This is a genomic window from Amycolatopsis thermoflava N1165, assembly GCF_000473265.1.
In the GTDB taxonomy this organism is placed as follows: Bacteria; Actinomycetota; Actinomycetes; order Mycobacteriales; family Pseudonocardiaceae; genus Amycolatopsis_E; species Amycolatopsis_E thermoflava.
This window is the reverse complement of the sequence record NZ_KI421511.1, coordinates 744,226-769,039: the sequence shown is the minus strand read 5'-3', so window position 1 is coordinate 769,039 and position 24,814 is coordinate 744,226. Positions and strand designations below refer to the sequence as shown.

General features: G+C 69.3%; 24 protein-coding genes. 10 read left to right on the top strand and 14 right to left on the bottom strand.

Translation table 11 applies throughout. The features are described 5' to 3' along the window. Window positions 1-5: 5 nt before the first annotated feature. The 9 genes from AMYTH_RS43740 to AMYTH_RS0103865 all read right to left on the bottom strand — a co-directional run bounded on the left by AMYTH_RS43740 (window position 6) and on the right by AMYTH_RS0103865 (window position 9,587). A complete protein-coding gene (locus AMYTH_RS43740; RefSeq protein ID WP_157360528.1) occupies window positions 6-1,043 on the bottom strand; it encodes a C40 family peptidase in 1,038 nt (345 codons plus the stop codon). A 2-nt stretch (window positions 1,044-1,045) separates the two neighbouring features. Continuing rightward, window positions 1,046-1,222 carry a hypothetical protein gene (locus AMYTH_RS48640; protein ID WP_157360527.1) on the bottom strand — a complete coding sequence of 59 codons (177 nt, stop codon included), beginning with the start codon at window positions 1,220-1,222 and terminating at the stop codon, window positions 1,046-1,048. Continuing rightward, window positions 1,219-1,827, bottom strand: a complete 609-nt coding sequence (locus AMYTH_RS46875) for a hypothetical protein (protein WP_051362505.1) — start codon at window positions 1,825-1,827, stop codon at window positions 1,219-1,221. Before AMYTH_RS46875 ends, AMYTH_RS48640 begins: the two co-directional genes overlap by 4 nt. Then, window positions 1,824-3,629: a type IV secretory system conjugative DNA transfer family protein gene (locus AMYTH_RS0103890; RefSeq protein WP_037322230.1), complete on the bottom strand. Its 1,806-nt coding sequence runs from the start codon at window positions 3,627-3,629 to the stop codon at window positions 1,824-1,826. The genes AMYTH_RS46875 and AMYTH_RS0103890 overlap by 4 nt, the downstream gene beginning before the upstream one ends. A 1-nt stretch (window position 3,630) precedes the next feature. Further along, window positions 3,631-5,079: a hypothetical protein gene (locus AMYTH_RS43730; protein ID WP_051362504.1), complete on the bottom strand. Its 1,449-nt coding sequence runs from the start codon at window positions 5,077-5,079 to the stop codon at window positions 3,631-3,633. Between the two features lie 14 nt (window positions 5,080-5,093). Continuing rightward, window positions 5,094-6,581: an SCO6880 family protein gene (locus tag AMYTH_RS43725; protein WP_037322227.1), complete on the bottom strand. Its 1,488-nt coding sequence runs from the start codon at window positions 6,579-6,581 to the stop codon at window positions 5,094-5,096. A gap of 42 nt (window positions 6,582-6,623) precedes the next feature. Beyond that, on the bottom strand, window positions 6,624-8,555 hold the full coding sequence (locus tag AMYTH_RS0103875) for a hypothetical protein (protein ID WP_157360526.1): 1,932 nt from the start codon (window positions 8,553-8,555) through the stop codon (window positions 6,624-6,626). Further along, window positions 8,548-9,045: a hypothetical protein gene (locus tag AMYTH_RS0103870; RefSeq protein ID WP_027929196.1), complete on the bottom strand. Its 498-nt coding sequence runs from the start codon at window positions 9,043-9,045 to the stop codon at window positions 8,548-8,550. Before AMYTH_RS0103870 ends, AMYTH_RS0103875 begins: the two co-directional genes overlap by 8 nt. Before the next feature lie 206 nt (window positions 9,046-9,251). After that, window positions 9,252-9,587, bottom strand: coding sequence for a hypothetical protein (locus AMYTH_RS0103865; protein WP_027929195.1), 336 nt, complete (start codon window positions 9,585-9,587; stop codon window positions 9,252-9,254). Between AMYTH_RS0103865 and AMYTH_RS48635 the strand changes: the two genes are divergently transcribed. Both AMYTH_RS48635 and AMYTH_RS0103860 read left to right on the top strand, forming a co-directional pair. Beyond that, a complete protein-coding gene (locus AMYTH_RS48635) occupies window positions 9,586-10,041 on the top strand; it encodes a hypothetical protein (protein ID WP_209440739.1) in 456 nt (151 codons plus the stop codon). The genes AMYTH_RS0103865 and AMYTH_RS48635 overlap by 2 nt on opposite strands. A 759-nt stretch (window positions 10,042-10,800) precedes the next feature. Continuing rightward, complete coding sequence (locus tag AMYTH_RS0103860; protein WP_027929194.1) at window positions 10,801-11,463, top strand: transcriptional regulator; 663 nt, start codon at window positions 10,801-10,803, stop codon at window positions 11,461-11,463. Window positions 11,464-11,465: 2 nt separating this feature from the next. On the opposite strand, the gene AMYTH_RS0103855 is transcribed toward AMYTH_RS0103860, so the two are convergent. Next, window positions 11,466-12,476 carry a PAS domain-containing protein gene (locus AMYTH_RS0103855; protein ID WP_157360524.1) on the bottom strand — a complete coding sequence of 337 codons (1,011 nt, stop codon included), beginning with the start codon at window positions 12,474-12,476 and terminating at the stop codon, window positions 11,466-11,468. A 310-nt stretch (window positions 12,477-12,786) separates the two neighbouring features. On the opposite strand from AMYTH_RS0103855, the gene AMYTH_RS46870 reads away from it, so the two are divergent. Then, entirely contained in the window at window positions 12,787-13,644 is an 858-nt protein-coding gene (locus tag AMYTH_RS46870) for a DUF6545 domain-containing protein (RefSeq protein ID WP_027929192.1), read from the top strand. Between the two features lie 55 nt (window positions 13,645-13,699). Here the strand turns inward: AMYTH_RS46870 and AMYTH_RS0103845 are convergent, their stop codons facing one another. Together AMYTH_RS0103845 and AMYTH_RS0103840 are read right to left on the bottom strand one after the other, a co-directional pair. Further along, on the bottom strand, window positions 13,700-14,419 hold the full coding sequence (locus AMYTH_RS0103845) for a 5-formyltetrahydrofolate cyclo-ligase (RefSeq protein ID WP_027929191.1): 720 nt from the start codon (window positions 14,417-14,419) through the stop codon (window positions 13,700-13,702). A 30-nt stretch (window positions 14,420-14,449) separates the two neighbouring features. Then, entirely contained in the window at window positions 14,450-15,613 is a 1,164-nt protein-coding gene (locus tag AMYTH_RS0103840; protein WP_027929190.1) for a helix-turn-helix domain-containing protein, read from the bottom strand. Window positions 15,614-16,018: 405 nt separating this feature from the next. Here AMYTH_RS0103840 and AMYTH_RS43715 point away from each other — a divergent pair, with 405 nt between their 5' ends. Next, window positions 16,019-16,237 carry a hypothetical protein gene (locus AMYTH_RS43715; protein ID WP_037322225.1) on the top strand — a complete coding sequence of 73 codons (219 nt, stop codon included), beginning with the start codon at window positions 16,019-16,021 and terminating at the stop codon, window positions 16,235-16,237. A gap of 73 nt (window positions 16,238-16,310) precedes the next feature. Then, entirely contained in the window at window positions 16,311-16,622 is a 312-nt protein-coding gene (locus AMYTH_RS43710) for a winged helix-turn-helix domain-containing protein (RefSeq protein WP_051362503.1), read from the top strand. A gap of 94 nt (window positions 16,623-16,716) precedes the next feature. On the opposite strand, the gene AMYTH_RS0103825 is transcribed toward AMYTH_RS43710, so the two are convergent. Further along, on the bottom strand, window positions 16,717-19,092 hold the full coding sequence (locus AMYTH_RS0103825; RefSeq protein ID WP_027929189.1) for an ATP-binding protein: 2,376 nt from the start codon (window positions 19,090-19,092) through the stop codon (window positions 16,717-16,719). Between the two features lie 472 nt (window positions 19,093-19,564). Here AMYTH_RS0103825 and AMYTH_RS47625 point away from each other — a divergent pair, with 472 nt between their 5' ends. The 5 genes from AMYTH_RS47625 (at window position 19,565) to AMYTH_RS43700 (ending at window position 23,939) form a co-directional block, all read left to right on the top strand. Continuing rightward, window positions 19,565-20,275 carry a hypothetical protein gene (locus tag AMYTH_RS47625; protein ID WP_084022506.1) on the top strand — a complete coding sequence of 237 codons (711 nt, stop codon included), beginning with the start codon at window positions 19,565-19,567 and terminating at the stop codon, window positions 20,273-20,275. Between the two features lie 434 nt (window positions 20,276-20,709). Then, complete coding sequence (locus tag AMYTH_RS0103815) at window positions 20,710-20,973, top strand: hypothetical protein (protein ID WP_027929188.1); 264 nt, start codon at window positions 20,710-20,712, stop codon at window positions 20,971-20,973. Between the two features lie 860 nt (window positions 20,974-21,833). Next, entirely contained in the window at window positions 21,834-22,889 is a 1,056-nt protein-coding gene (locus AMYTH_RS46865; protein WP_051362502.1) for a WhiB family transcriptional regulator, read from the top strand. A gap of 127 nt (window positions 22,890-23,016) precedes the next feature. Then, on the top strand, window positions 23,017-23,187 hold the full coding sequence (locus tag AMYTH_RS0103805) for a hypothetical protein (protein WP_157360523.1): 171 nt from the start codon (window positions 23,017-23,019) through the stop codon (window positions 23,185-23,187). Between the two features lie 386 nt (window positions 23,188-23,573). Further along, complete coding sequence (locus tag AMYTH_RS43700; RefSeq protein ID WP_157360522.1) at window positions 23,574-23,939, top strand: hypothetical protein; 366 nt, start codon at window positions 23,574-23,576, stop codon at window positions 23,937-23,939. 345 nt (window positions 23,940-24,284) lie between these two features. On the opposite strand, the gene AMYTH_RS0103790 is transcribed toward AMYTH_RS43700, so the two are convergent. Beyond that, window positions 24,285-24,503, bottom strand: coding sequence for a hypothetical protein (locus AMYTH_RS0103790; RefSeq protein ID WP_027929184.1), 219 nt, complete (start codon window positions 24,501-24,503; stop codon window positions 24,285-24,287). Window positions 24,504-24,814 lie beyond the last annotated feature (311 nt).

Sequence of the window (24,814 nt, the reverse complement as noted above, 5' to 3'; positions counted from 1 at the left end):
CGTGGTCAAGTTCCTGGCCGGACGGCGCCGACGAACTGCCGAGCCCAGTAGGAACCTGGTTTCCAGATGTCGTCGACGACGCTCACCACCCCGCCGCTTTCCGGCGCGTGCACCACGCGTCCGTCCCCCAGGTAGATGCCGACGTGGTGGATCCCGCCGGGTTCGCTGTTGGCCGACAGCAGAACCAGGTCTCCGCGCTCCACGCGCGACGGATCGCTGATCGCAGGCTGGAAGGCCGCCCAGATCGCCTGTGTCTGGTGCGGTACTGCGACGCCGACTTGGGCGTAGGCGTAGAGCGCCAACCCGGAGCAGTCGAACCCGGTGACGCCGGCATCCGCCCCGATGCCCGGCGACGGGCCTTGGGCGGTGCCGCCGCCCCACGCGTAGGGCACGCCGAGCTGGCTCAGCGCAGCCGAGACCACCGGCTCGGCGCGGTCGTTGCCCCGCATCCAGTCGTCGCAGCTCACCCCCGCGAGCGCGCCGAGCACGTGGCGGGCGTCGTCCTCGAAAGTGGCGTAGCGGTCGGGAAAGGCGCTGCGCTCCACCGCTTGGGCGGCGTTGCCCGGCGGCATGCCCAGCCAGTTCGGCACCGCGAGCAGCACCGAATAGAACTTGCCCGCGGCGTAGACCGGATCGGTAAGCTGCTCGCGACTGCCCCAGCCCTGCGACGGGCGCATCTGGAACAGCCCGACGCTGTCCCGGTCGCCGTAGGAGAGGTTACGCAGCCGGGATTCGGTCATGGCTGCCATCAGCGCCACCACCAGCGCCTGCTCCGGCACCTGCTGCTGCCGTCCGACCGAGACGATCGTCGCGGCGTTGCCCATCTGCTCCTCGTCCCACTGCCCCACCCGGCCGGGGCTCGCACCGGCCGGAGCGCAGGTGACGCCCGCGAGTGAGTGGGCGTCGGCGTCGGGCTCGCTCAGCAGGCTCAGCGCCAGCAGGCACACAGCCGCCAGCGGTAACCCGACGACGACCAGCAGGGCTCGTCGCAGGACGCGTCGTCCTGCTGGGCTGGCGGCGAGCTGAGCGACGAGTGGAGGCACGGCTACACCCCCACCTCGGGCCCGTTTCCGGCGCTCTGCTCGCGATACCGAAGCTCCCGCGCTCGTTCCGCCGCCTGCCGGTGCGCCTCCTGCTCGGCGCTCGCCGAAGCGGTGAGCGATCGGAGGAGCATCTCGAGCTGGCGTTGCTGGCGCAGGAGATCCTTATGGTCGCGGCTCACGCGGCCTCACCGTCCTGCTGCCGCAGCCGGGCCAGTGTCGCGTCCCGCGCGGCGAGGAGCGCCGACCGCTGCCGGTCGTCGTCGTTCCAGGCCCGGTACAGCTCAGCGGCGTCCAGCCCGCCGGGCTCGTGAGAGCCGTCGCAGCGCGGGATCCCCCAGTTCGTGTCCGCCCACCGGACGCGGGCGCGGTCGAGCCGTTCGAGGAACGCCGAGGGCGCCTCCGGCGGTGCGCTCGACTTCCACGCGCCGTCCCACGCGAGGTAGAGCGCGGTCAGCTCTTCAACCAGGACGGGGTGCTGCGGCCAGCAGGGCGGCAGGAGCGCTGTCAGCCGGAACTGGCCCGCCAGCCACCGGACCCACTCGTGGAGCCGGTTCCACGCCTGCAGGCTGCGCTCGGGGTCTACCGGTTTGCCTGGTGTGGGCGGGAAGCCGAAGCGGAACTCGGCGCGCCGTTCGGTCGTCGCCCGGGTGCCGGCCGCGGTCTCGAGCGCTTCGACACGCTCAACCAGTGCCGGGAGCGCCTCGTCAAGGAGTTGTTCCAGGGTGTCCAGGGCCACGTCGAGGCGTTCCTCGATCGACGCAGGCTGCGGCATCTGCCCGGTCACAGCAGGCTCCGGCCGTCGTTGAGCGCGGCGCTGAACTCGGCCTCGCTGCGCGCGGTCAGGGCGTGATCGTCGCGGCGGAAGTAGGGCTGCAGCTCGGTCAGCACCGGCCGGAGGCCGCCCGCGGCGAGTACGAGGGAGTGGAACTTCTTCAGCGCGCGGACCTCGTCTGGCTGCAGGGACGGCCGGGTGCGGATGCTGTAGGAGGTGGAGCGGCCCTGCTCCCCGGTGGTGAGGCTGGGGAGCTCCTCGTCGAACTCTCCGGCGTAGCCGGCGATCGTGCGCAGCTCGGCTTCGTCGGACAGGCCCGGCAGCACCATCCGGATCGTCGCCGACCCCCACATGGCCCGTGCTTCGTGTTCGCCCCAGCGGTGGTCGGCCTGGGCCCGGTCCTGCACGGTCAACGTGGTCGGGATGCCGTCTCCGCCTCCGGCCGACAGGAGGTTCGGCAGCCGGTCGAGGGTGGCTGTGTTGCGGCCCTCGTCGGCGATGAGGCGCAGGCTCGGGTCGAGGCGGTTGTTCACCGAACGTTGCCCGCGTTCCCGCGCCAGGGTCAGGATTTCGTCGATCAGTGCGCCGAGCAGGTCGGCGACACCGGTCGGCTCGTCCTCGTGGGAGAGCACGTACAGGGTGGTGTGGCCGTCGGCGTCGAGCAACGAGCCGGCGTCGAACCCGTGGCCGGGCCGCGGCAGGCAGGTCGCGAGCACGCGGGGGTGCTCGAAGCATTTGACCGCGGCCTCGACGCTCATGTAGTAGCCGGCTCGCTGCCGGTCGGGCAGGCGGGCGGTGTTGTACTGCATCTCGGCCCAGCTGTCCGGCGTCACCGAGCTGCGGGACAGGATCGCGCCCGGCTCGACGCTGGTTTGGTCGTAGGCCCACCGCAGCACCGACCGGATGTCGCCGTGCGACAGGGCGGCCGCGTGCAGCAGGTTGCGCAGCACCGCTTCGCCGCGGTTCCGCCACGTGTCGGCGCCCGACACCGTGCTCATGTCCACGGTGCTCGTCAGTTTTTGCGCGCGGCGGATCGCCACGGCGGGGTCGGCGCAGCCTGCCACCGGGTCCCACTCGACCTGCGGGAGCGCCGGTGTGGTCAGCAGCGGGTCGAACAGCAGCACCCGGCCGCGCTCGGAGCGCGGCTTCCACGTGGCGGCCAGGACATCGGCGCGGCTGGAGGAGACGATCAACGGCCCATCGTGGTCGAGCGCCTCCGGGATCACCACGCACGCGGTCTTACCCGACTCGGCCGGTCCGACGACGAACTTGGACTTGCGGACCGAGGCCCAGCACCGCACCCCGGTGTTGACGTCGCGGCCGAGGTAGCTGCCCATCTGCTCCGGACGGATCCGGTCCCGGGTCCGGGCCAGGGTGGGCCGCAGCCGCGGTGCTTGCTTGATCAATGCGGTTTCACCGAGCTCGCGGGCCACTTCCCGGCGGGTCGCGAACCCGGGCCGCGAACCGCCCCGCACCTCCCGCACGACCGCGACGGTCAGGTAGATCGCGATCGCGAGGATTCCGGTGTAGACGAACCAGAAGATCGCGCCCGGCGGCACTCCGGCCGCGCCGAGGCCCGGCCAGTCGCGCATCGGGTCCGTGGGGTGGGAGTAGACGCCAAGGATCGGGCCGAGGAGGTTTCGGCGGTGTCCCGCCCAGCTGGGCCAGCCGCGGTCGGTGACGAAGGCGGTGAGCTGGCCCGCCGACCACGTCAGCAGCCCGAGTCCGGCCAGGCCACCCAAGACGATGGCGGAGACGACATCCTGGCCGCGGCGGCGGCGCACGACCGGCCTGTCTGTGTGATGGCGCCGCATGTCAGCTCGCCTCCGCGGCCGAAGAGTCCAGAAGGGACTCCCAGTCCTCGTCGGTGATCTCGCCCGCGACCGTCGGGGCGGCCTGCATGCGGGAATCGGTCTGCACCAGCGGGTGCTCCACCGACGACAGCAGGTGCTGGACGACGAAGGCCCGGTTTCCCAGCAGCCACATGCCGGTGCCTTTGCGCAGGTACTTCAGCAGCGCGGTCTGCACGTCGGTCAGGCCGAGCAGATCCCTGGTCAGCGGCAGACTCGCGTCGACCTGGCGGTAGACGATGCGGAAGCCGGTGTCCTCGATCAGGCCGCGAGCCAGCCGCGCGGCTTCCGAACCTTCCGCACCTGGCGCGTAATCGGTGAGCCGGTGCGCCGCCAGCAGGTTCGTGATGCCGAACATCCGCGCCAGCTTCGCCGCCTCCTGGAGACGCCGCAGCAACGGCACGTACCGCATGGCCAGCCAGCTTTCGTCATAGCCGACCAGACGCGGCCGCGCGTTGGGGCGCATCAGCGCCGCCTCCATCGCCGACTGGGCGCACACCATCGACATCACGGTCACGGCCTGGTCGGCACGGACGGCGTGCAGGTTGAGCACGGTGCCGGGAGCGTCGAAGTCGAGGTAGCGCTGGGTGTCGTCCGTGGCGTCGAACATGCCCTTGAGCGGCCCGTCCACCAGGCCGTGCAGGGCCAGGCGCGCGTCGCGGGAATCGTCGAGCAGCTGCTGCGCGGTGATGCCGCGCTCGCGCAACGCGTCCTGCCACTCGTCGGTGGCGGTGAGTTTGGCGACCACGGCCGGCAGCGACGCCGGCGCCAGTTGGTCGCGCGCGGCGCCGGGTAGTTCTCCGGTGCAGGACGCGAGGGCGAGTTCCAGCGCGGTGCGTTCGGTCATGGTCAGCGGCCGGTCGAGCCGCACGTGCACCAGCCCCTCGAGCAGCGCCATGCGGCGGGCGGCGAGGTCGGCGCGCCACGCCTGCTCGCTCTGCCCCGGGTAGCGGCCGTGCGCGGCGAGCGGGTTGAGCCGCACCCCCAGCCCGGGTCCGAGGCGCAGCGGCTCGACGCCGAGACAGTGCGCGAGGGCCGTGTACTCGTCCTTCACATCCACCCAGCTGAACGGGATCCCGACCGCGGCGAACCGCATGATCATGCACTTGAGCAGTGCGGACTTGCCGCTGCCGATCTCGCCGACGAGGAGCCCGTTCGGGCTGGTGATCACCCCGGCCCGGTACAGCTCCCACGGATCCCACAGGAAACTCGCCCGGCTGTAGAGGTCCATCCCGAGGTAGATGCCGGGGACCCCGAGACCGGGATCCATCACCCACGGGTACCAGGACTTCAGCACGCTGCTGGTCGCGGTGTGCGCGGGCAGCCGCATCCGGTGGGCCAGCCGGCCCGAGGCGGGCCGGTGCGCGCCCAGCCGGTCCCGGCGAGGCCCGGAGCGAGTGACGATGGTGCGCATGTGCGTGCCTCCTGTCAGGACCCGGTGAGTGACCACATCGGCGACAGGCCCCTCGCCAGCGGCAGCGCGGCCGCGTAGAAGCCCTGGTCCTGCTCGCCGTAGAGCACCATCGAGGCGCAGCGGATCCGGGTCAGGCGGCGGCGTACCGACGTCACCGCGGTGCGCAGCGACGCCATGTCGGGCGCGGTGCAGGTGACGAACATCGAGTACCGGAAGTAGCCGGCGCCCTCGGCGATCTCTTCGTCCAGCCGCTCGGCGGCGGCCAGCTCGCGGCGCGTCCGGGCGTCGACCACGAGACCGTGCCGGGCTTTGGCGTAGATGCTGCCGCCCGCGGCGAGGCGCTGGTTGTTGATCGACCGCTCCGCCCGCGACACCCCGAGCGGCTCGGCCACCAGGGTCACGGCGCGGCGGACATCGCTCTGCTGCAGCAACGGCGTCAACCAGTTCCGCTGGACCGGGCGGCGCGGCATCTCGTGCACCCAGATCGTGCTGGACACCGCAGAGTCGTGCAGGAACGCCCGCCACTGCCGCTCCGCCGCCGACGGCCCCGCCGCCCGCGGGTCCAGTTCGCCCTCCTCACCGGCCTGCAGGTCGTACAGCGGCAACGACTCCGGATCGAACTGCGAGTGGATGACAGCCGCGTAGTGGCCCGGCGACAACCAGCCCTTCACCGGGATCCGGGCCTCGCCCAGCTGTCGCCTCAGCTCAGCCAGCCGTTCGACCACCACGATCCCGAGCGCCTCGTCGTCACCGCCGGCCGCCTTGATCTCACCGGCGAGCCGGGACAGGTCGAACGCGACGACGAAGAACACCTCGTGCCGCTGACCCGCTGGAGCGGCCTGCGACACCAGCTCACGCAACGCTTCCGCGGCCGCCGTGCCGCGATCGCCGACGCGGTCGAGGTAGTAGCGCTGGGCGAGGTTGGTCGCGTCCGGCATCGACCGGAACAGCAACTGCCAGCGGGCGATCGCGCCGTCCTCGTCGGTGGTGGATTCCATCACCGCTTCCCACTCGCTCAGGCGGGACGACTGCTCGGCCGACTCTTCGAGGATGATCGGCGTTCCCTCGGTCAGCAGCGCCGCGGTCACCGTCCGGTTCGCCTCGTCGACGACGAGGCCGATGCGCTGCCGCCCGTCCGGGCCGGGGGCCGACAGCATCCGCAGGCTCGCGAGGTCACCGGGCAGGTCCATGCGGTGCGCCAGCGAGTCCGGCCCGAACACCGCGCCCCGGTACACGTGCGCCCCGCGAAGGTGCGACCACGCCGCGCCGAGCACCGGGCGCATCCACTGCGTCAGGGAACGGCCGCCGATCCGGGTGAACGCCAGCGCGACCGCAGCAACCCCCGCCGCGGCCAGCGCGGCGAACGCCACCGGCGATCCGGTGCGGATTCCCACCCATGGCAGCGCGATGCCGACGACGACCGCGACCGCCTGGCCCAGTCCCACGCGTCCGAACACGCCGTTGAGCCGGCGCGGCGGAAAGACGAACTCCTGCTCTTCCACGAACTGCTCCCCCTTGATGTGCTGTGGTGTGATCCGCCCGGGTCATGCCGGCGGTGGTGGCGTTTCTCCCCCGTCGCCTGCGGGTGGTGGTTCCGCCGGTTCCGGCGGCACGAAATTGCGCGCCACGACCCGCCCCCGGTTGGCCGACGGCCGGTCCCGAAAGGACGAGGCGGAACCTGACGGCGGTGGGGTGTCCGGTTCCTTCGTACCGGTTCCGCTCCGGGAGTCGTCGCTTGCCGCCTCACCAGCCGGTTTGCTGGCGCGCCGGGCCGGTGGCTTCACCGGTCCCCCTTCGCTACGTGGCAGGCTCGCCGGGGACGCGGGCGCGCCACTGCCGCCACCCCGCGCTCCGGAGAACCGCTGAGCGAGGTGCTCCGCCCCCGCCTGCAATCCCTGCACCGCTCTCCCGACGGCGCTGCGGCCGGCAGCGGCGGCCCTGTCGGTCATCGCTGCGGCCCGTCCGGTCGCCCGGCCACCCACCGCGGCCGCTCCCCCGGCCCGGTCGGACACGAACTCCACCAGCTCCCACAGGATCATCGGCGAGGCGACCAGGGCGAGGACCAGCGCCAGCCCCTGCACCACGTCGACGATCTGCTTCAGCAGCGACTCCGACGCCTCCAGCGGCAGCATCAGCGACTGCGCGAGCAACATGACCGCGACCATCACGAACGGCGACCACGCCAGGGCGGTGCCGCGGCCGGCCCACTTCAACAACCAGCCCGAGGACGCCGGATGAACCTGCCCTGCGGCGGCGATACCGCCCAGCAGGGCCCACATCAAGGTCAGCGCACCGTTGATGACCATGAACACCAGGGCGAAGATCAGGCACAGCGCCATCACCAGCCCGACCAGCAACCCGACGAGGGGATTGGTCTTCGCCAGGCTCTGGGTGAAGTCGGCCTGCTTGCCCAGGTCCCCGCCCGCCAGCAGCAGCGACTCGGTGCACTCGGTGGCCAGCTGCTGCATCAGGATCGCGCCGACCCCCGCCAGTGTCGCCGCGGTCGCCGCTTTCACCCCGCCCACCAGCGCGTACTGCAGGCGCCCCTGCTTCCAGGCCGTGGCGACGGTGACCAGCCACCCCAGGAACGCGACCGCGAGCGCGACACCCGAGACCAGGTTGTAGACGGCGGCGAACGAGCCACCCGCGAGGTTCGGTGCCAGGCCGGTCACCACGATCGTCAGGAACATCGCCCACAGCTGCGTGACGCCCTGGACGACGAACTGCACGAACCCCGCGATGCCGGTCTCGACGGTCCAGTCCATGATGTCCTGCGCGATCTCGCTCGGCGTGCCCCAGATCGGGTCGTCCTCACCGAGGTCGGGGAACTTGGCCAGCGCGGCCGCCCGGCCGCGCTGGACCCGCTGCACGTAGTCGTCGGAGAAGGCGTTCCACGCCTGGCACTGCTGGTGCTGCTGCTGGGTGACTGCGCCAGCGCAGCTGACGTAGAAGCCGCCGCACGGGGCGTTGTCGGCGCCGATGGTGTTGCTGCAGGTCACGTCCGTGGCGTGCCGTTCTCCCCCGGTGTTGGTCCCGTCGCCCCAGCGGAACCCGAACGGCTTGAAGTCCGGGGCCGCCGGCGCCCACGTGCGCACCATGTCGACGCAGTAGCCGGCCGGCACCGTGACCGCGGCGGCATCGCGGTACGCCTGCAGGACGGCCTGGCTGCGCTCCAGCCCGTTGACGTGGTCGTCCTTGATCACATCGGGCTGGAAGAATGCGTACAGGTCCGCGGCGTCGTCGATGACGCTGCGCGCGTAGCGGGAGAAGTCGCCGCCGTGGTCCTTGCACGCCGGATCGGTCATCCAGGGAGCCGTGACCCATTGCGGGCTGTCCACGACGTACTTGCGCAGGTTGTCCGGGATGGTGCCGGGGTCAACCGGCTCCGCGCTCGCCGTGGCCGTCGCCGCGCTCAGCAACGCCAGCAGCAATCCGAGCACCACCGCCGCGCGCCGGAGTGCATGCGTGTCACGCATCCGGCACATACGCCCAGCCCTGCGCTGATTCCCGGAACCGGAAAGCGAAGTCGCCGTCGGCGTTGGTCAGGCGGTCCTCGGTGCGCACCGGCCACGGGCCGCTCTCGAACCGCTGATCGGTCACCCGCCACTGCGCGCCGTCCCAGCGCAGGCTGATCGTCGACCGGCCCCAATCCTCCGTGCCGCCAGGCTGCGGGGCCATCCGTGAACTCTGCGCGGCCACGCCCCACACCGACACCTGCGCCCTGTCCGGATCGAAGGCCTCGATGACGGTGGACAGCGGCGCGTAGGTCAACCGCTGCCGGGCGAGCTGGTCCTGCGGCTGTGTCGGTGCTGCCAGGACGGCGGCGGCGGTCGGCGTCGCGGCGGGATCGAGCAGAGCAGCGACGGCGTGACGCGAGTCGAGAGTGCCTGCCGCGACACGGAAACCAGCGATCTGGAAGTTCTGCGCCGCGCTGGCCGCTCCCGCCGGCGTCCGCCGTTGCGACACCGGAACTCTTGTGCCGCCAGGAACATCTCCGCCCCCTGCTGCCGTCCGAGGCTCCGGCGACACCACGTGGTTGATCACCACATACTCGACGGCGCCCCCGACGACGAATCCGACGATCACTGCGACCAGGAGGACCCAGCCTCGCCCCGCGCGGGCTGCCGAGTAACCGACGGTCTTGACCCGCTTCACACCCATCCCCCTCGCTGTCAGTTCACCGCGACGATCCAGGTCCACACCGCGCCCGCGGACGTCAGCAGGATCCCGCCGAGCGCCGCGCGCACCATGTTCGTTTTCGCGTTCTGGCTCAGGTGCATGCCACCGGCCATGTGCCCGCCGACCCACACGACGATCCCGCCGATCAGCACGACGAAGCAGATGCCCAACCCGAAGAACAACAGCACCTGGGCGATCGTGTACATCACGCCCGACTTCGGGACGCCCTTACTGTCCGGGGCGATGTTGCTGAAATCCGGGCCACCAGGCGGCGGCTGCTGCGCCAGGGCCAGGCCCACCTGGTGGGCCATTTCGTAGTAGATGGACATGGTGCCCCACCTCCCCTGGGGTTCCCACGCGCGCGGCCAACTGCAGGCAGACACGAACGGTCGTCCTGCCGATCTGGTCCAGGCGCACCGCCTTGCCGGAAGCCAGAGCGGCGTCGAACGGGAGGTGGACCAAAGCTTGAACGCCGGCGGACCGCACCAACGTGAGCGCCGCGCGGACGCGACGACGGTTCGACGGCGCCGTCGACGACAGCACGACCACGGGCCGCGCTCGAAGGAAATCCAACGCGGCGCAGACTGCCTGCGCGCCCGCAACATCTGCCCGGCCGACCAGAACAGGCCGGTATGGAGTTTCCGCCAGCTGCGCCGCCACGGCGAGGTCGACGTGACCGAAATCGGTCACCGTGACGGAGACCTGTCCCGGAACTTCCGACAGCAATCGCGCGAGCGGCGTGTAGCCCTGGACGTCGGTGACCACGACCGCGCCTGCCGGTGACATCGGGAGCGGTTGGCCATTGTGGACCGCTGTCGCGAGCGACGGTGCGGGGAAGTCGACCGGTTCACCGAGAAGCCGGAGCCCCAATCCGCCGCTGCACGGCAGGCGGGACTGATCGACGGCCAGGACGCTGCCGACGCGCGCCGCAGCGCAGGTCTCGGCGAGGAGCGCCGCGACCGTGGTCGCACCACAGCCTCCTTCCGCTCCGGCAACCAGGAGCGGTCGGCCGGCCCCGGCCAGCGAGGCGAGTGCGGACACGCTCTCGACCGTCGGCCAACCTTTCGGGAACCCCGTTGCAACGTTCCGCCCTAGCAGGGGTTCGGGCTGGCGCAGCGCCCGGGCGCGTGAACGGAGCGCGCGCCAGCCCTTCCCGGCCCGGCCCGCTGCCCCCTTGATCGCAGGGGCCGTGGCCACCGACCGGGCCGACGGCACCTCCCTTGCCAGTCGCCCGGCGCCTCGCGCGGGGGTCATCGCACTGGCTTCGATGCGAGCGCAACCACCATGCACCGGACGATCTCCGGTGCATGTGCTCCCCTGGTGCGCTCGCATCGAAGCTCCCCCTCCTGCGGTACCGGGGATCGCCCCGGCACCACCGCGGGCGTCGTCCCCGCCAGTCCCTCACCTGACCGGGATCCGCCACGCGGCGTCTTGTGATCTGATGGTCTTGACCATAGGAAGCGGAGGCGCCATGCTCAATCGACGTAACATTCGGCTGCTTTTCCGTTGCGGGAGCGCCAAGTCACAAGTGGGGGAACGTCCATGTCGAACAGTCAGGGGCCGCCGGAGATCGCCGCGCGAGAGCTGGGCCGGCGTCTTCGAGCACTCCGCGAAGACCGCGGACTGTCCGTCCGGGAGGCGGCCGCGCACGTCCGGAAGCACACCGGCCAGACGCTGACACGCGGTGAGTTGACCAGCGTCGAGGAAGGAAGCCTCCGCCGGCTCAACTTGGAGTTCGTGGACGCTCTGGCCGAGCTGTACCGGACCGCGCCCGAGTCGCTCCTCGCGGGCCTCACGCTTGGCCAGCGCGTGTGGCTCCTGCGACGGCACCGCAGCATGACACAGTCAGAACTCGCCGCCGCGATCACCGAGTACACCGGAGCCGTTCGTAGCCGGCAGTATATCTCCAAATTGGAGAAGGACGATCTGCAAGCGCCGGTCAGCAAGGCGAATCTGCGTGCGCTCGCGCACGTCCTCCGCAAGCCCCTCGGCTTCCTGACCGGCTCGGACGACGCGATCAACGACGCCGAGCGAGAACTCCTGTCCGCGCTACGTGACCTCAAGCGCGCCGGCGTGCGAGGCGTGCACATCCACCGCTGTGTCACCCCGGACGTCGCCGGAGACCTCCTCGACCTCGCACGCACGGTACGCAACGCCCGCACTGGCCTGTCGGACGCCGGCGCAGCCACGTTCCAGCCACGTTGACCTCACCGCGGCAACGCGGTGAAGCGCGCCAGCACGTGAGTCTCCTCGTCGATCCTCGTCGGAGTGGCCGAGACTTCCAGTGCCCGCCAGGAACCATCCGGTGTCGCGAACCGCGCCCGGTGCAAGGTCGCCGGACTTCGCTGCGCGACGCGGTCGAGCAGATCCTGCACGGCAGGCACATCATCGTCATGACAGAAGTCCACAAGAGACCGGGTACTCGACATCCGCACGCCGAGGAGGCGACCGAAGTTCGCCGACGTCATCCAGATCTGCCGATGAGCGGGGTCGATGACCCCGAGCGCAGCCCCCGGGTCGGCAAACACCGCGGCAAGCAGGTCAGCCCGCTCGTCGCGGCCGCGATGCGGACCCGCAACCCGTTGTGCCAACCCGCGGATCCACCGCACTCCACTGCCATCCGCCGGTTCAGCACGACCTGACATCCGCAACGACATGACAGCGCCCGTCGTGACATCGCGGGCGGCGAACTCCTCGATCACCTGGAAGTCGGACCCCACACGCATCGCCTTGGCCAGCAGCTCGCGCATCCGGACGCGACACGAGCCCAACAAGACTTCATCCAAGAAGTGCGCACCTTCCCAACACCGGCGCGACGCCTCGTCGCCGAACTCGAACACCTCCGGCGACCAGTAGGTGCGCACCGTGTCACCGGAGCCCAGAGCAGGGACGCGCCACTCGCAGCCGCTTACCCGTGGCCGCGCAGGCAACTGGTTGCCGTAGATCGCCTGGGCACCGAGCACGCCGCCCGTCCCAGCCCCGATCACCGGGTGCACTTCGACCAGCCACCGCCTGCCCGAGTGGTAGGCGGCGCCGACTGAGGCTCGCGCCGTGCGCAGGACTTCCCGGACACGCGGCAACAGCAGGTCACGAGCCGTCGGATCGAGACGTGACCGCGGCGACGTTCCGTGACGCAGCTCGTTCCCCACCGCAAGCAGCGCCATGCGTGAGTCGAACAGGACCCAGCGATCACGATGCGGATGCGCCAGACGCTTCATGTGCCGGTCGACAGCTCCCCCGCTCACACCCGACCCCCTCACTATCGGTCACCAGGCTCAGGCCCGGTGATGATCAGTGAGTATGGCGAGCCGCGGGCCAACTATCAACACTCTGCGTGTCGAATTCGTGGACAGTTCCCCCTGGTCCTGCTACTTTCAGCTCAACACCTCGGCAGAACTATGACTAAGCGTCACGATCTCGTCGGTGCCCTGTCACTGAAGCGGCCCCGCCGGTTACCGATCACGAACAGTAGCTGCGCGCGCCCGTGCGTCCGCGCGCTACTGGTGGGAACCGTGGAGCACCTCGACCGTGGACACCATCGATCCGGCCCTGCGGGTGGCCTGCCACCAGCACCTCCGCCAGTTGGGCATGCCCGTGGGATTCCAGCTCCCGGATCTCCTCCAAGCCGTCGCGGATAAGCGCGGCCGGCCGCTCACCCTGCTGCCGGCACCACCGACCGACGGTCTACCCGCCGGCATGCTCATCGCCACCGCCGGATGCGACGTCATCCGCTTCCCCAGCTACACCACCGAACTCCACCGCAACCACGTGATCGGCAGACAGATATCCCACGCCCTGCTGGGACACCATCGCGACCTCGGCCAGTTCACGACAGGATCCTTCGCCGGGGACGGCGACCGCGCACACGACCGCCAAGCCGAAGTCCTCACGACCATACTGCTGATGAGATCCGCCCCGGTGGTCAAGCGACCTGCCCACGATCTTCGAGCCGCGATCCCACGCATCAGCCAGCTTCTGGCCTTCCTCGAGCGGGCGCTCGGCCCCGCGGCGCAACAGCTTCGCTCACCCGAACTGGACCACCATCACGGACTCCTCGGGCCCTATCGCAAGATCATCCGCATCCGCGACGCTCAGATGCTGCTGACGTCCTACACCCACCCCGACGCACCCGAGCACGCGCGAAGCGAAATGCGCGGACGTGACCTACCGACAGCGCAGCGCTCCGCCATCATCGAAGCCGCGGTCCTTGCGACTGCCCTCGTCAGATTCCAAGATCGAACGCGCACACCGACCGACCAACGGATCGCCGTGCCCGCCACCGACCCGCGCAACCTGCCCGGCGAGATCGAGCACCTGGCGATGGTCAACCAGGCCCTCACAACCGATCACGTCGTGGCGGCTGTCGTGAAGAACTGCAATACCTAGAACCACTACGCCTTCGGCCACGACGCGGGAAACTGGTGGCCTCACCGCACCCAGGTCAGGCCTGAGTGCTCCGTCGATGATGCCGAGCCAGCGCCGGAATCGCGTCGATCTTTTCCTGGCTCAGGTGCTCCCAAATGATACCGGCCGGACGACGAGGCGGTTGGCATTCGATCACCGCCTCCGGCGTCACGATGAAGTCGACACTGAAGTCGTGCTCCGTCTCCGGAATGTCCTCGTCGATCACCTGCAGCTGGTGCACCGTGGTGACGATGATCGTCTGCGGGCCCACCAGTCCGGCTTCGGTCAGGAGCGCCACCTCGATGTCGGAGTAACCGGCTCCTTTGCCGATTCGGGCGCCGCTGCGGTTCACCGCGACGGTGCCGCAGACGACCAGGTCAATGGGGTACATCTCGTCAGGCGCGACGATCGGAGCCACCCGGGCGGCCTCCTTGCTGTCAGCAGCCTCCGGGCCGACGCGAGCCGGGTCGAGCTGGTAGAACGGGCGAGGGTTCGCCATTGCGGGCACCGCCATGTACACGAGCTTGCCGTCCCGTAGGGCGGCCTCCCGGACGGGAAGTTGCGCTCGGTCCGGATTGGCCTTGACGACCCGCGCTTCCTGCCAGACCTCGAGCTGACTCAACTGCCGTGCCGCTTCATCTGCTCCGACGAAACTCGGGATGTGTCCGGCAGCGCCGGGAGGGTCGACAGCACCTGCGTCGTCGAGCGCCTTCCACACCTGTTGGCGGACTGCCTGCTTCGCGTCGTCCATGTTCACCTGTGCAGTTGTACCGCGTCAGCCTGTGCCTCAGGCACCGGCCATCAGGGCGAACAGCCGCTCACCGACCTCCTGCACTGCACCGTGCTGTCGCCAGGGGCGCAGCTCCTTCCCGGCGGCGAAGGCGACATTCAAACCACCGCCCCCTCGCGTCGTCTGCAAAGCGTCGATTGCGCCATGGAGCGCCTGGACCGCGCCGTCGATCTCACCCTGCCGCAGACGGGCGAGCGACAGGTTACCGAGCACGATCGCCTGCAACTTCTTCCTAGTCGCCAGAGTCCGGGCCGCCCGGAGCAGCGGGACCTCCGCACGTTCAGCGAGGCCCAGGAAGAGGTAGCACGAGCCGGCCATACGATCGATTTCAGGCGACGAGAAGTACTCACCAGCGGTGTCGGCCTCACCAACCAGATCCAGCTGTTCCTGCGCCGCACCAAGCGCCGTCTCGCATGCCCGTCGTTCACGGAGCATGGCGTTGGCTTCGGCAACGTGGAGAAGAGCCAGCCCGGTCAGAGCCGGGCTGACCGGTTTCGCGATGACCGCCGCTTCGTGCGCAGCTGCCAGGCCGACCTTGGGCTGCTTCTCCCCGTAGAGCGCCAGGTAGCTCTTACGCAAAGTCGCGTACGACTCGGCCGCGGTCGCACCGACCTGTCTCGCCGCATGAATCGCTTGATCGAAGTAGGCACGCGGCGCCTCGTCGTCGCGCCGCTGCGACGCGTCCCAGACGAACTGGCCCATCAGAGTGGCGGTCTCGGCCTCCAGCGCCCACAGCTCCCGCCGCACCCGGTTGCTCCGCGCCTCCGCCCGGAGGTGGGCCACACGGGCAAGGTGCTGAGTGGCTGCGGCGAGCAGGCCCGTCGAGGGCGAGATGTCGTACTCGGTTTCGAACTGGAGTGTTCGCTCCCGTAACGCGGCAACGGTCACGAGGTCGACGCTTCGCGTCGCGTCCCACGGCCCGGTGTCCGTCGGGAGTGCAGTCGAGACCGCTGTGCCTTCGCACAGCAGCTCCTCCAGCTTCTCACGTGACACCATTAGCAGCCGGGCCAGTCGCGGCCGTCGGTGTGGGGAAGGTTCGGACAAGCCGGACTCCCAGCGAGCCACGGTGCTGGTGTCGATGCCGAGGAGCTGGGCCAGACGCTCCTGGGTGTGCCCGGCCGCCCTGCGGGCACGGGCCAGCCCGGTTCGCTTGGCCGCCATGATCTTCCTCCCCTGTCACCTTCTGAGACCGACACGTTACCGCAGGCCAGTGCTCTGGATGCGATATTCGTGCCGGGTTTACGCGTGTTTCGCGCTCTGGAGCGCCCGGTCGCGACCCGGTGGAATCGCGGAAAGCAACCAACCGGGAAGAGGTACCGTCATGACAACACCGCTGGATCACCGCACTAACACGACCATTCCGGCAGCTTGGCAGCGGCGCCCCAGCGCTCTCGATGCCCCGACGACAGCGCGCGTTCCGGAACCACTCCAGCTCTACGCGCTCTTGGCCTTGACCTTGGGCCTGCACGGACCCGCCACGGTCGGCGATCGTTGCCAGGCCTGTACCGATGCGTGGCCGTGCGAACCGGTTCGACGAGCCTACCGGTTGCGGGAGGGCTTCTGACCATGCCCGAAGCCGCCGCCGAAACCGAAGCCCTGGTCAAGACCCTCAGCACCATGGCGGGCAACCTCCCCATCGCCATCCTGCAGTTGCGCGAAGGCGAGGTGCCACCCGACCGTCAGCGCGCACTCGGCTCGCTCCTCATCGAACTGGGGACCCTCGTTCGGCAGCATGCCGACCTCGAGCCGCCGCCACCGCGGCCAGGGCTTGACGCCGAGCCCTGACCGCGATCGCCGCCCCGGCACGGCGCCCAGCAACCGGGTACCGCACACCATCCTGCCTACCTGACGAAAGACGATGACGAACTACCAGCTCGACGACGCCCCCGGCTACATCTACGAGAAGATGGCGGACCACCTTGCCAAGCGCATCGCGAGCGGCGACCTGGCACCGGGCAAGCCCTTGCCCGCCGAACGCCGCCTGGCCGAGGAGTATGGCGTGTCGTTGGGCACCGCACGACACGCCACCCACTTGCTGCGGAAGCGCGGTCTCGTCGTGACCATCCGAAGCCTCGGCACCTTCGTCGCCGAGCCAGCCACATCTGGCCGCACCCCAGCGCACCGGGACCATGCTCGTGACGACCGGACACGGTCCAACACAGCCCGTTGACGGTCAGGGCCGTCCGCGCTCACGGAAGTCGGCATCGGGTTCTCGGCTGGAGTTCGCGCTCTGGCCGAGAACCCAGCCGAGATGACGCTGCACCTCAGCGATTCTGCTCGGCTACCCACACCGCGAGTTCGGTCCGGTTCATACCCAGCACCCGGTAGAGATGCGTGAGGTGCGTCTCGATCGTCCGGGGCGAGGAGTGCGTCCGGTCGGCGATCTCCTTGTTGGACAGTCCCTGGGCAACAAGCAGCGCGACCTTCTGACGCGCCGGCGTGAGATCAGCCAGAACAAGCTTCTCGCCGGTATGGCTGGTAGCTACTTTGTCCTGCGGGGCCAGCACAAGTTTGTAGACCTCGTCGGTGCTGAGCTTCGCGCCGTCGTCGTACGCGGCTTGGAAAGCCAGCGGGCCGATCGTCGCGATGATGCGGTCCGCTGCCTGCTTCCGCTGCCGGTCGAAGGGGATGAGGCCGGCGAGCGCAACACCATTTCGTTCCTGCAGACCACGACAGGCGCCCATGAGCCGAGCAGCGGCTTCCGCCTCGGCGGGCTGACCAGCGGCCGCGCGCTGCCAGGCCGCGAACTCGACGCACCACGTCGATCCCCACTTGTCCCCCAGCTCAAGCTGGCGGGGCAAGCACTCCCCCAGCACATCAAGCGGCTCCGTGCGCGCGGGCAGCCCGAGCGTCCACATCCCCCAGGTAATCGCCCATTCCGCCTCGTGTGCCCGAGCCTCCGCCAGACACTCTTCCGTGGCTGCGTCCGCGACGTCAGACGGGCCGAGCAACCCAGCGCCCAGCGCGAGCATCAAGAGAGCCATGTGTGCATCGCCGGCCGCCCCGGCCTGGAGGAAACCGTCACGCGCCCGGGCCAGCAGGTCAAGACCACGGCGGTCCCCGCGGCTGAACAGCCAGTAGGTCCCTTCCAGGAAAAGAACCTGCGGCGAATCCGCCATGCCAAGCTCCCGAGCCAGCTCGTGGCATTCGGGCCGGTGCCGCTCGTTGCGCTCGAGATCGCCGAGGACGATCCGCGTCCACCCCAGCATGACCAGAGCGTCCAGCCGCACGCGGCTCGGTCCCGGCGGCGCCACCGCGAGCAGATCGTCCATCAGCCCCGCAGCGGTCGACTGGAACGCGAAGATGAACGGCACGCGGGCACGCAGCAGGTTCGTCACGATTTGCAGGCCGACCTCAGCGCGTTCCAGCGTCCGGCACCAACTGACCGCGGACCGGACGTTCGCGAGCTCGTCGTAGGCACGGTAGAGCCATTGCGGCTCGTCCGGCCCGAGCCACTTCTCCGCTGCGGATCCGGTCAGTTTGAGCAGCCATGCGGCGTGGCGAGAGCGGACGTGCTCCTCCTCACCGAACTCGCGTAGCCGGCGCAACCCATACTCGCGAAGCGGCTGAAGCTGCCGGAACCGTCCTTCCGGGCTGCTCGCGAGCAGCGAGTGGCGAACCAACCCCGACAGTAGGTCCATGACGTCCTCGGTCGCGATCAGGTCATCACCGCCACACACCTCCTCGGCGGCATCGAGGTCGAAACCACCGGAGAAAACCGAGAGCCGAGCCCACAAGCGGCGCTGCCCCGGCTCGCACAGGTCCCACGAGACGTCGAGCGCCTGGGTGAGCGACCGGTGGTGGGGTGGGATGCGCCGTGCGAAGTTCCGCAGCAAGCGACCACCGTCCAGGCGCTCCAGGATGACCTGCGGGCGCATCCCGCCGCCCAGCTGAGCCGCGATCAACTCGAGGACCAGCGGCAGCCCGCCGGACCAGCGGACAAGGTCGATGATGCTCGTCCAGTCATCCCCGAGTGTGAGGGTGCGCCCAGCGGCACGGGTGCGGTCCTGCAGCAGGATGACCGCCTCGGTACCCAACGCGGCCTCGAGGTTGTCGTGCGCGTCGGGTACCCCGACCGGCGGGACCTGCTGAACATGCTCGCCGAAGATGCCCAAGTGCTGGCGGCTCGTCGCGACCACTTGCAGCCGGGATGCTTCGTCCAGCAGCTCGGTGATCACGTCGGCCACCGGATCGAGAAGGTGGTCGACGTTGTCGAGGACGACCAGGGTGCGGCGGTGGCGAAGGTGCTCGACCAGGACCTCGGTCAGCTGGCGGCGTGCCTGGTGGTCGATGACACCGAGGGCCTCGATGACCATCCCCACGATGGCGTCCTTGAGTCCGTCGGCGTTCCGGCCGCCCAGTTCGAGGTCGGCCAGCCGCACGATCGCCACCGCGTCGAACTCGCCGTCACCGAGCCGGCGGGCCAGGACCGTGCCGAGCCGTGTCTTCCCCACCCCTCCCGGCCCGGTCAGCGTGAGCAACCGCTGTCCGTCGCGAACGCGCTGCACCAGCGAGGACACCAACTCGTCCCGGCCCACGAAACTCGTCAGGTCGCCGAACGCCTGACCACCCGGCACCCCTACCTCCCCCAGCTTGACCGACGCGCAAAGCCGCAGTTCAACGCACCTTGCCGCGATCATGAACTCTATTAACAAGATCCGGCGCTGTCACGTCCTTCGCCCACCAATTGAGATACCGAAAGTACTGCGATGTCGCCGGTTGTCGACGTCACGTTCCTTGCGGTCGTAAATCAAGTGAGGTCGGGCATCGCCAGAACCAGCTCCATCAGCGTGAGGTTGACACGGGCCTGACCTGCGACTCCTTGCCCCCAGCGCATCCCCGTCCAGCCCCCTGAACTGCGGGAACAGAGATCTCCTGCACACAGTAGGGCGGTCACGGGGCGTTGAGGAACACCGCAGCACGCGTCTACCTGTCGCTCTACATCCGCCCACTCGAACTGGGCCGCAGGTCGCGCACGCTTCGCTTGCCGCGCAGGTTCGCGTCCATGGCGGGACTACCAAAGGATGGGAACGGGGCTGACCAGGGGACTTTCACCGGCACGTTGGTGGTCGAGGCGAGTTTTAGCCTCGCGGGCGCGATTGGCGGCCACTCATGACCGCGAACTCGCGTGCAGTCGCTCAGTTCGTCACGGTCACGATGGGGCTTGTCATCGGGCTGACTTTCCTGTTCGGGTTCGGCAACGTGCTGAACCTCGCGTTGAAGCTGCAGGTTCCGGTGCTCGTGGCGCCGCTGGTGGCACCGGCTGTCGACTTGACGGTGCTCGGGCTGCTCGTCGGAACTCGACACCTGGCGCTGTGCGGCGCCAGCGATGCGGTGCTGCGGCCGGCACGGCACTTGCTGCTTGCTGCGAGCGTGGTGACCCTGCTGCTAAACGTCGCTGACCCGGTGTGCGCAGGCCAGTGGGGCAAGGCAGCGTTCGACTCGGTTGGTCCGCTCCTGTTGATCGGCTGGGCCGAGGCAGGCCCCGGTCTCCTCCGCGCGCTGAGCGAGGCGGACGTCTGCTCCGACGCGAGGCAGCCGGCTGACGGGGATAGCTCTGAGCAGCGGATACGCGCTGAAGCGCCGCTACCTGACGAGCGGGTCGACATACACACCCGCCCGATCCGTGAGCTCGACGAAGAGCTTGTTGAACGAGCTCGGCGAGCAGACGCTGATCACTGGGAACGATTCCGGCGACCCATCTCCGCGGAGACGCTCCGAAAACAACTACGCGTCGGTGCGCGGACGTCTCGGTCGCTAGTTGCGGCTATTCGTCCGGCGCGTGCTCCCGAACCTCCCCAAGCTGCAGCTGGGCCAGGCTGACGCGAGCTTCGTGCGCACCTCACATACGCCCTCGGCAATTCCTGGCAGCGCCGACCGGGCCGAGACCGCGCAGGCCCAAGCGCGCCGATGCGGACCGGCGCGGCGCCGCCGACCGGGCCCAGGCCCAGCGGCGCCATCGCCGTCCGGCTCACCGCCGAGGGCGAGATCCGGCGACTGAAGGAGCGCCTGGAGCAGCTGGAAGGTCGAGCGGCGGCAGCTCGCCGAGACCACCGCCGCCCGGATCGAGGAACTCACCGCGGCCGCCGGCCCCGAGGCCGCGCACGCCCGGGCCCGCCAGCTCATAACCGACCCGCGCAAGAAACGGTTAGTCGCCGCTCTTCAGCGGCTTGGCGTGCCTGACTGTAACGGCCAGGTCGGATGCCGCGACTGGTCGTAGCAGGCGATGCGCATGGCGAGCGTCGGGAGGCGAGCCGATGGAGGATCCGGCGGATCCACGAGAGCAGGCGACGGCGGCGAAGCGCGCGGCGCTGGCGGCGCTCAGCAGCGCCGCGTCGCGTGGGCAGGGCACCAAAGATGCTCCGAGTTGCGCGGGTTACTACGTGTCTGCGGCGCTGGAGTACCAGGCCGCGACGACCGAATTCGAGGCGGATCACAAGATGGCCGGCTACGCCCACATGGTCGTGGCCGATGCGTGGTATCACGCTGGCGAGATGTGTGAAGCTGGAACGTTCCCGTAGACAGCTGATCCCCCAGCTCATGGGAATAGCCAGTCCGGCAAGCGGGAAAGCCATCCGTTGGCCGTCGCTGTTCGCGCCGGTTCGCTCACCCTCCTCCTCGGGTAGTGTCCAGCCGAGTGCGACGAGCGCGGTGCGGACCGGCTCCGGTGAGCCGGACGTCCATCTCGCCGTCGATCTCGTTTTCGGGCGCGTGCAGGGGTGAGCCAGAGCTGCGGGAGGTGGCGTGCGCGGGCGTGCAGTTCGTAGGAAATCACCGCGCGGCTGATGTCGTGGCCGTCGACGACGAGCTTGCCGCGTCCGCCTGCGTGCTCAATGTGGACGTTCCGCTTGTTCATGCGAAGAGCCTCCTGAGTGCGCGTGCGAGCCAGCCGCGGGCGGGCGGCTCGAACTCGGTGCCGACCATGATCGATCGCCTCGCGAACGGCCGTCATCTCGGCGAAGGTGCTCAGCCAGCCGACGACGGTGACCCGCTCGGGCCTGTGCCAGGCATCGGGCCGCAGGGCGACGAAGGACCTCGCCGTCGACGTCCTGCTCGCCGAGCACTCGGTCAGGCGCGAGCCGCACAGCATACAGCCGGCGTCCGCTGAGACACGCGAAAATCGTTCGGCGTGTCGGCTTGCCCAGAGGGCGGCGGGACGTCATTCGGCCTCGTCGGCAGCGGACAGCGCCGGGGCTGAACTCCGCATGTTTGCGCTGGCGGTAGGCACGGCTGGTCTGGTCCGTGGAGATCGAGCAGACCCTCATCACCCTGCCCGTCACCAGTAGCGTCAGCGAGATCCCGCTCGCCATCGCGATCCCCGGCCTCGTCCTCGTCGCCCTCGCCCTGGTCGCGATGCTCGTCATGTCTCCTGGAGGAACCGTTGACCGTCGTCGCCGAGCCGCCGCGGCTCCCCCGCGAGGTTCCCGACTGGCACGAGCGCGGCGCGTGCCAGCTCTTCCCCGAGCTTGACTGGATCGCGCCGGGCGGCGAGAAGCCGACCCCGCGGCAGCGTGCCGCCGCCGAGACCGCGTGCCGCGTGATCTGCGCCGCCTGCCCTGTCCGCATGCTGTGCGCCGAGGATGCGCTGCGCCGCGGCGAGCCGTGGGGCATCTGGGGTGGCCTCGACCGCAAGGACCGCACCGCCGTCGCCCGCGAGCACGGGTTCCCGCGACCGGCCGTCGTGCCCGAGCACGGCACGAACTGGCGGTACGCGAAGTGGAACCGCACCTGCACGGAGTGTCGGGAGGCGCACACCATCTACGAGCGGGAGCGCCGTGCCCGAGCCCGGCGGAAGGTCGAGCAGCGCGAGGTGTGGCGGCAGCCGGTTGCGCTCGACACGCCGGTCAAGGTCGGCCGTCGTTGGGTTGGCGCGGGGCAGTATGTACTGCCACTCGACGGCATCCCCGCGCCACGATCAAGCACGCCCCGGCAGGCCGAGGCCGTCCGACACGTCCACCGCTGCAGCTCGTCGCTTAGGACCGCCAACTTGGGAGACAACATGGCCGAGAGCACCACTGCCGGCGAACTCATCCTCCGCTACATCGCCGACGTCATCGCCGTCAACGAAGCGGCCGACCGACGCGAACACGAGGCCATCGAGAAGCTCGAAGTCGAAGGCCACAGGATCGTTACTGGCGGACAGACGGGCGGCTACGACGAGAAGGGAACGACGCCGTTCGAGGTGCGCGACTGGCGTACGGACCAGCTGATCTTCAGTAGCCGCGGCACACTGGACGACTTCGAGAAGCTGGTCGAGGAACGCGACACCGAGGACAAGTGGGTCTTCATCGACAGCATCGAGTTCGACGACGAGGCGGCGCCGCTGCCCCCCGCACCCGCTGGCCTCCCGGCCAGCCTCGCGCAGGTCCTGGGCGACTGGGCCACTGACTGCGATGACGATGCACGCGAACTCGTTGGCCTGCCGCCAGCAGACTGAGCCGGCCGCGGGATCCGCGCAGCAGAGAGGGGAACACGAGATGGCTACATGGCGGGAGCTGCTCGCCGAGGAGAGGTGATCCGCCGGCGACGAATCACCGATTGTGGCGGTCGCGCCGGAGGAAGCCGTGCTCGATGTCGAGTTCAACGACTGGGCCGGCGAGCCGAAGGGCGCGCCGTTCCTGGCGTGGTCAGAACAGCGGGTGTACTTCCCGGCAGCCTACGACCGGTCGTCGTGGGTCGGCTCCGCGCCGAGGAACCCGCAAGCCGACGGACAGCCTCACATCGGGTCGTGGTGAACAACCTGAGCGAACGGAAGAAGAGCACGCACCTTGATCGACGACTCGTTGTAGTGGGGCTTCTACGCTTCGCACTCTACGGTCAAGGGCAGGGCACCATAACCCCCACACCAACCCCCGATGCCCCGCCCCGACCGGGGGCTTCTTGGCGTGTCGCCCTTTCCGGCACATCGCTGTCTTCTGTAGCGTCCCCGCTTGCGGGCGAACCGATGGTCCACGTCACCCACGCGGGCCCACTCGTTCGGGTCGCTTGCGCGAGCAACCTCGTGCAGGAAGACTCAGCCCGTAAGAACGGCCCAGGACCGCGAATCCTGGGCCGCTCAACGGAAACCTGCCAGGTGGCTGCCTGGCAGTAGGCACGCTGCCAAACCACGGTTGGAGACCATGTGGAAAGCTACGAACCTTACACAAATGACAATAGTAGGTCCGCGGACGAGCGCAAGGGCGACTCACTCAATCTGGGTGCACTTCCCCGCTGGGCCGAGCAGGCGATTCGCGTGATAGTGCGTGCGGCGGACGCCGAGAGCGCAATCACTCCGCACACCAGCACGACGGTGTGGATGACTGCCCTCGGCTACGCCCTGGCGTCCAACCTGCCGACTAACCGCGACTACGTGAGCCGGTTGGGCCGGACCGCCAGTGCGCTTTGTCGGCAGCGCGGCATCACGCCTGGCCAAGTGAGGGACCGGCGGTACGGCACCGTCGGCACCTACCCGCCCAATGTTCTCGATCACGCGGTCAAGTTGCTCTAGCCGCGCAGTCGAGCGGAGCTGCGCTTCACCCCTCGAAGCGCGGCTCCGCCTCGCCTCCTTTGAACTGCCGCACCTCGCGCCGCGCACGAACGAGTCCAGCTCGCTCGGTCGGGTCGCAGTCGAACTCGGCGAGCGCGAGGGCGAGCAGGACTTGGTTCGCATCGAGCCAGCGGGCGGGGACGGGCTCGGCGGGCTGCAGCGGTCGAAGCCGCGGGGTGTGCTCCAGACCTCGACACTGGCACACCCAGACCGAGGCCACCAGACCTTTCCGCGATCTGTGGATAACTCCGAGCGGTGGCCCTGTCCCGCGCCGGCACGGGACAGGACGTCACTCCCTCGCCTCGGCTACTTGGCCACGGCATAGACCAGCATGTACCACGGGTACGTGTTCACCTGGCCCCACCGCTCGTCGAAGATCCTGCGGGGCTCGATGCCCAGCTCCTTGCAGCGCGCCGCGGCTTCGCGGCCATGACGCGCCACCTCTGCGCCCAGGGTCGAGAGCCCACACTGGCGACGGAACGCGAGCGCAGTCATCCACGGTATACAATTGACCGGTTGGGTCATTACAGCCTCCATAGGGCTTTGATCTCAACAAGCTCACGGGCGCGCACCCGCGAGTAATTGGGTGGCCCAGGTTGACGCACCTGGGCCACCTTTCAACAACGGCCGTCGTGACCGATGGGTCGCGTCTTGTGGTCGCGAGACCCCTCCGCCGAGAGCGAGAATACACGCACCCCGACGATTCGGAAAGCGCACCGGCAAGGGCGCGGCACAAGACGCTCGGTTTCGGCGTTTTCCCAGGTCAGCGACTTGGCCTGCGAGGCAACCACCTACTAATACTGGTAACACTACTAACAACAGCTGGCAGGTCAGCA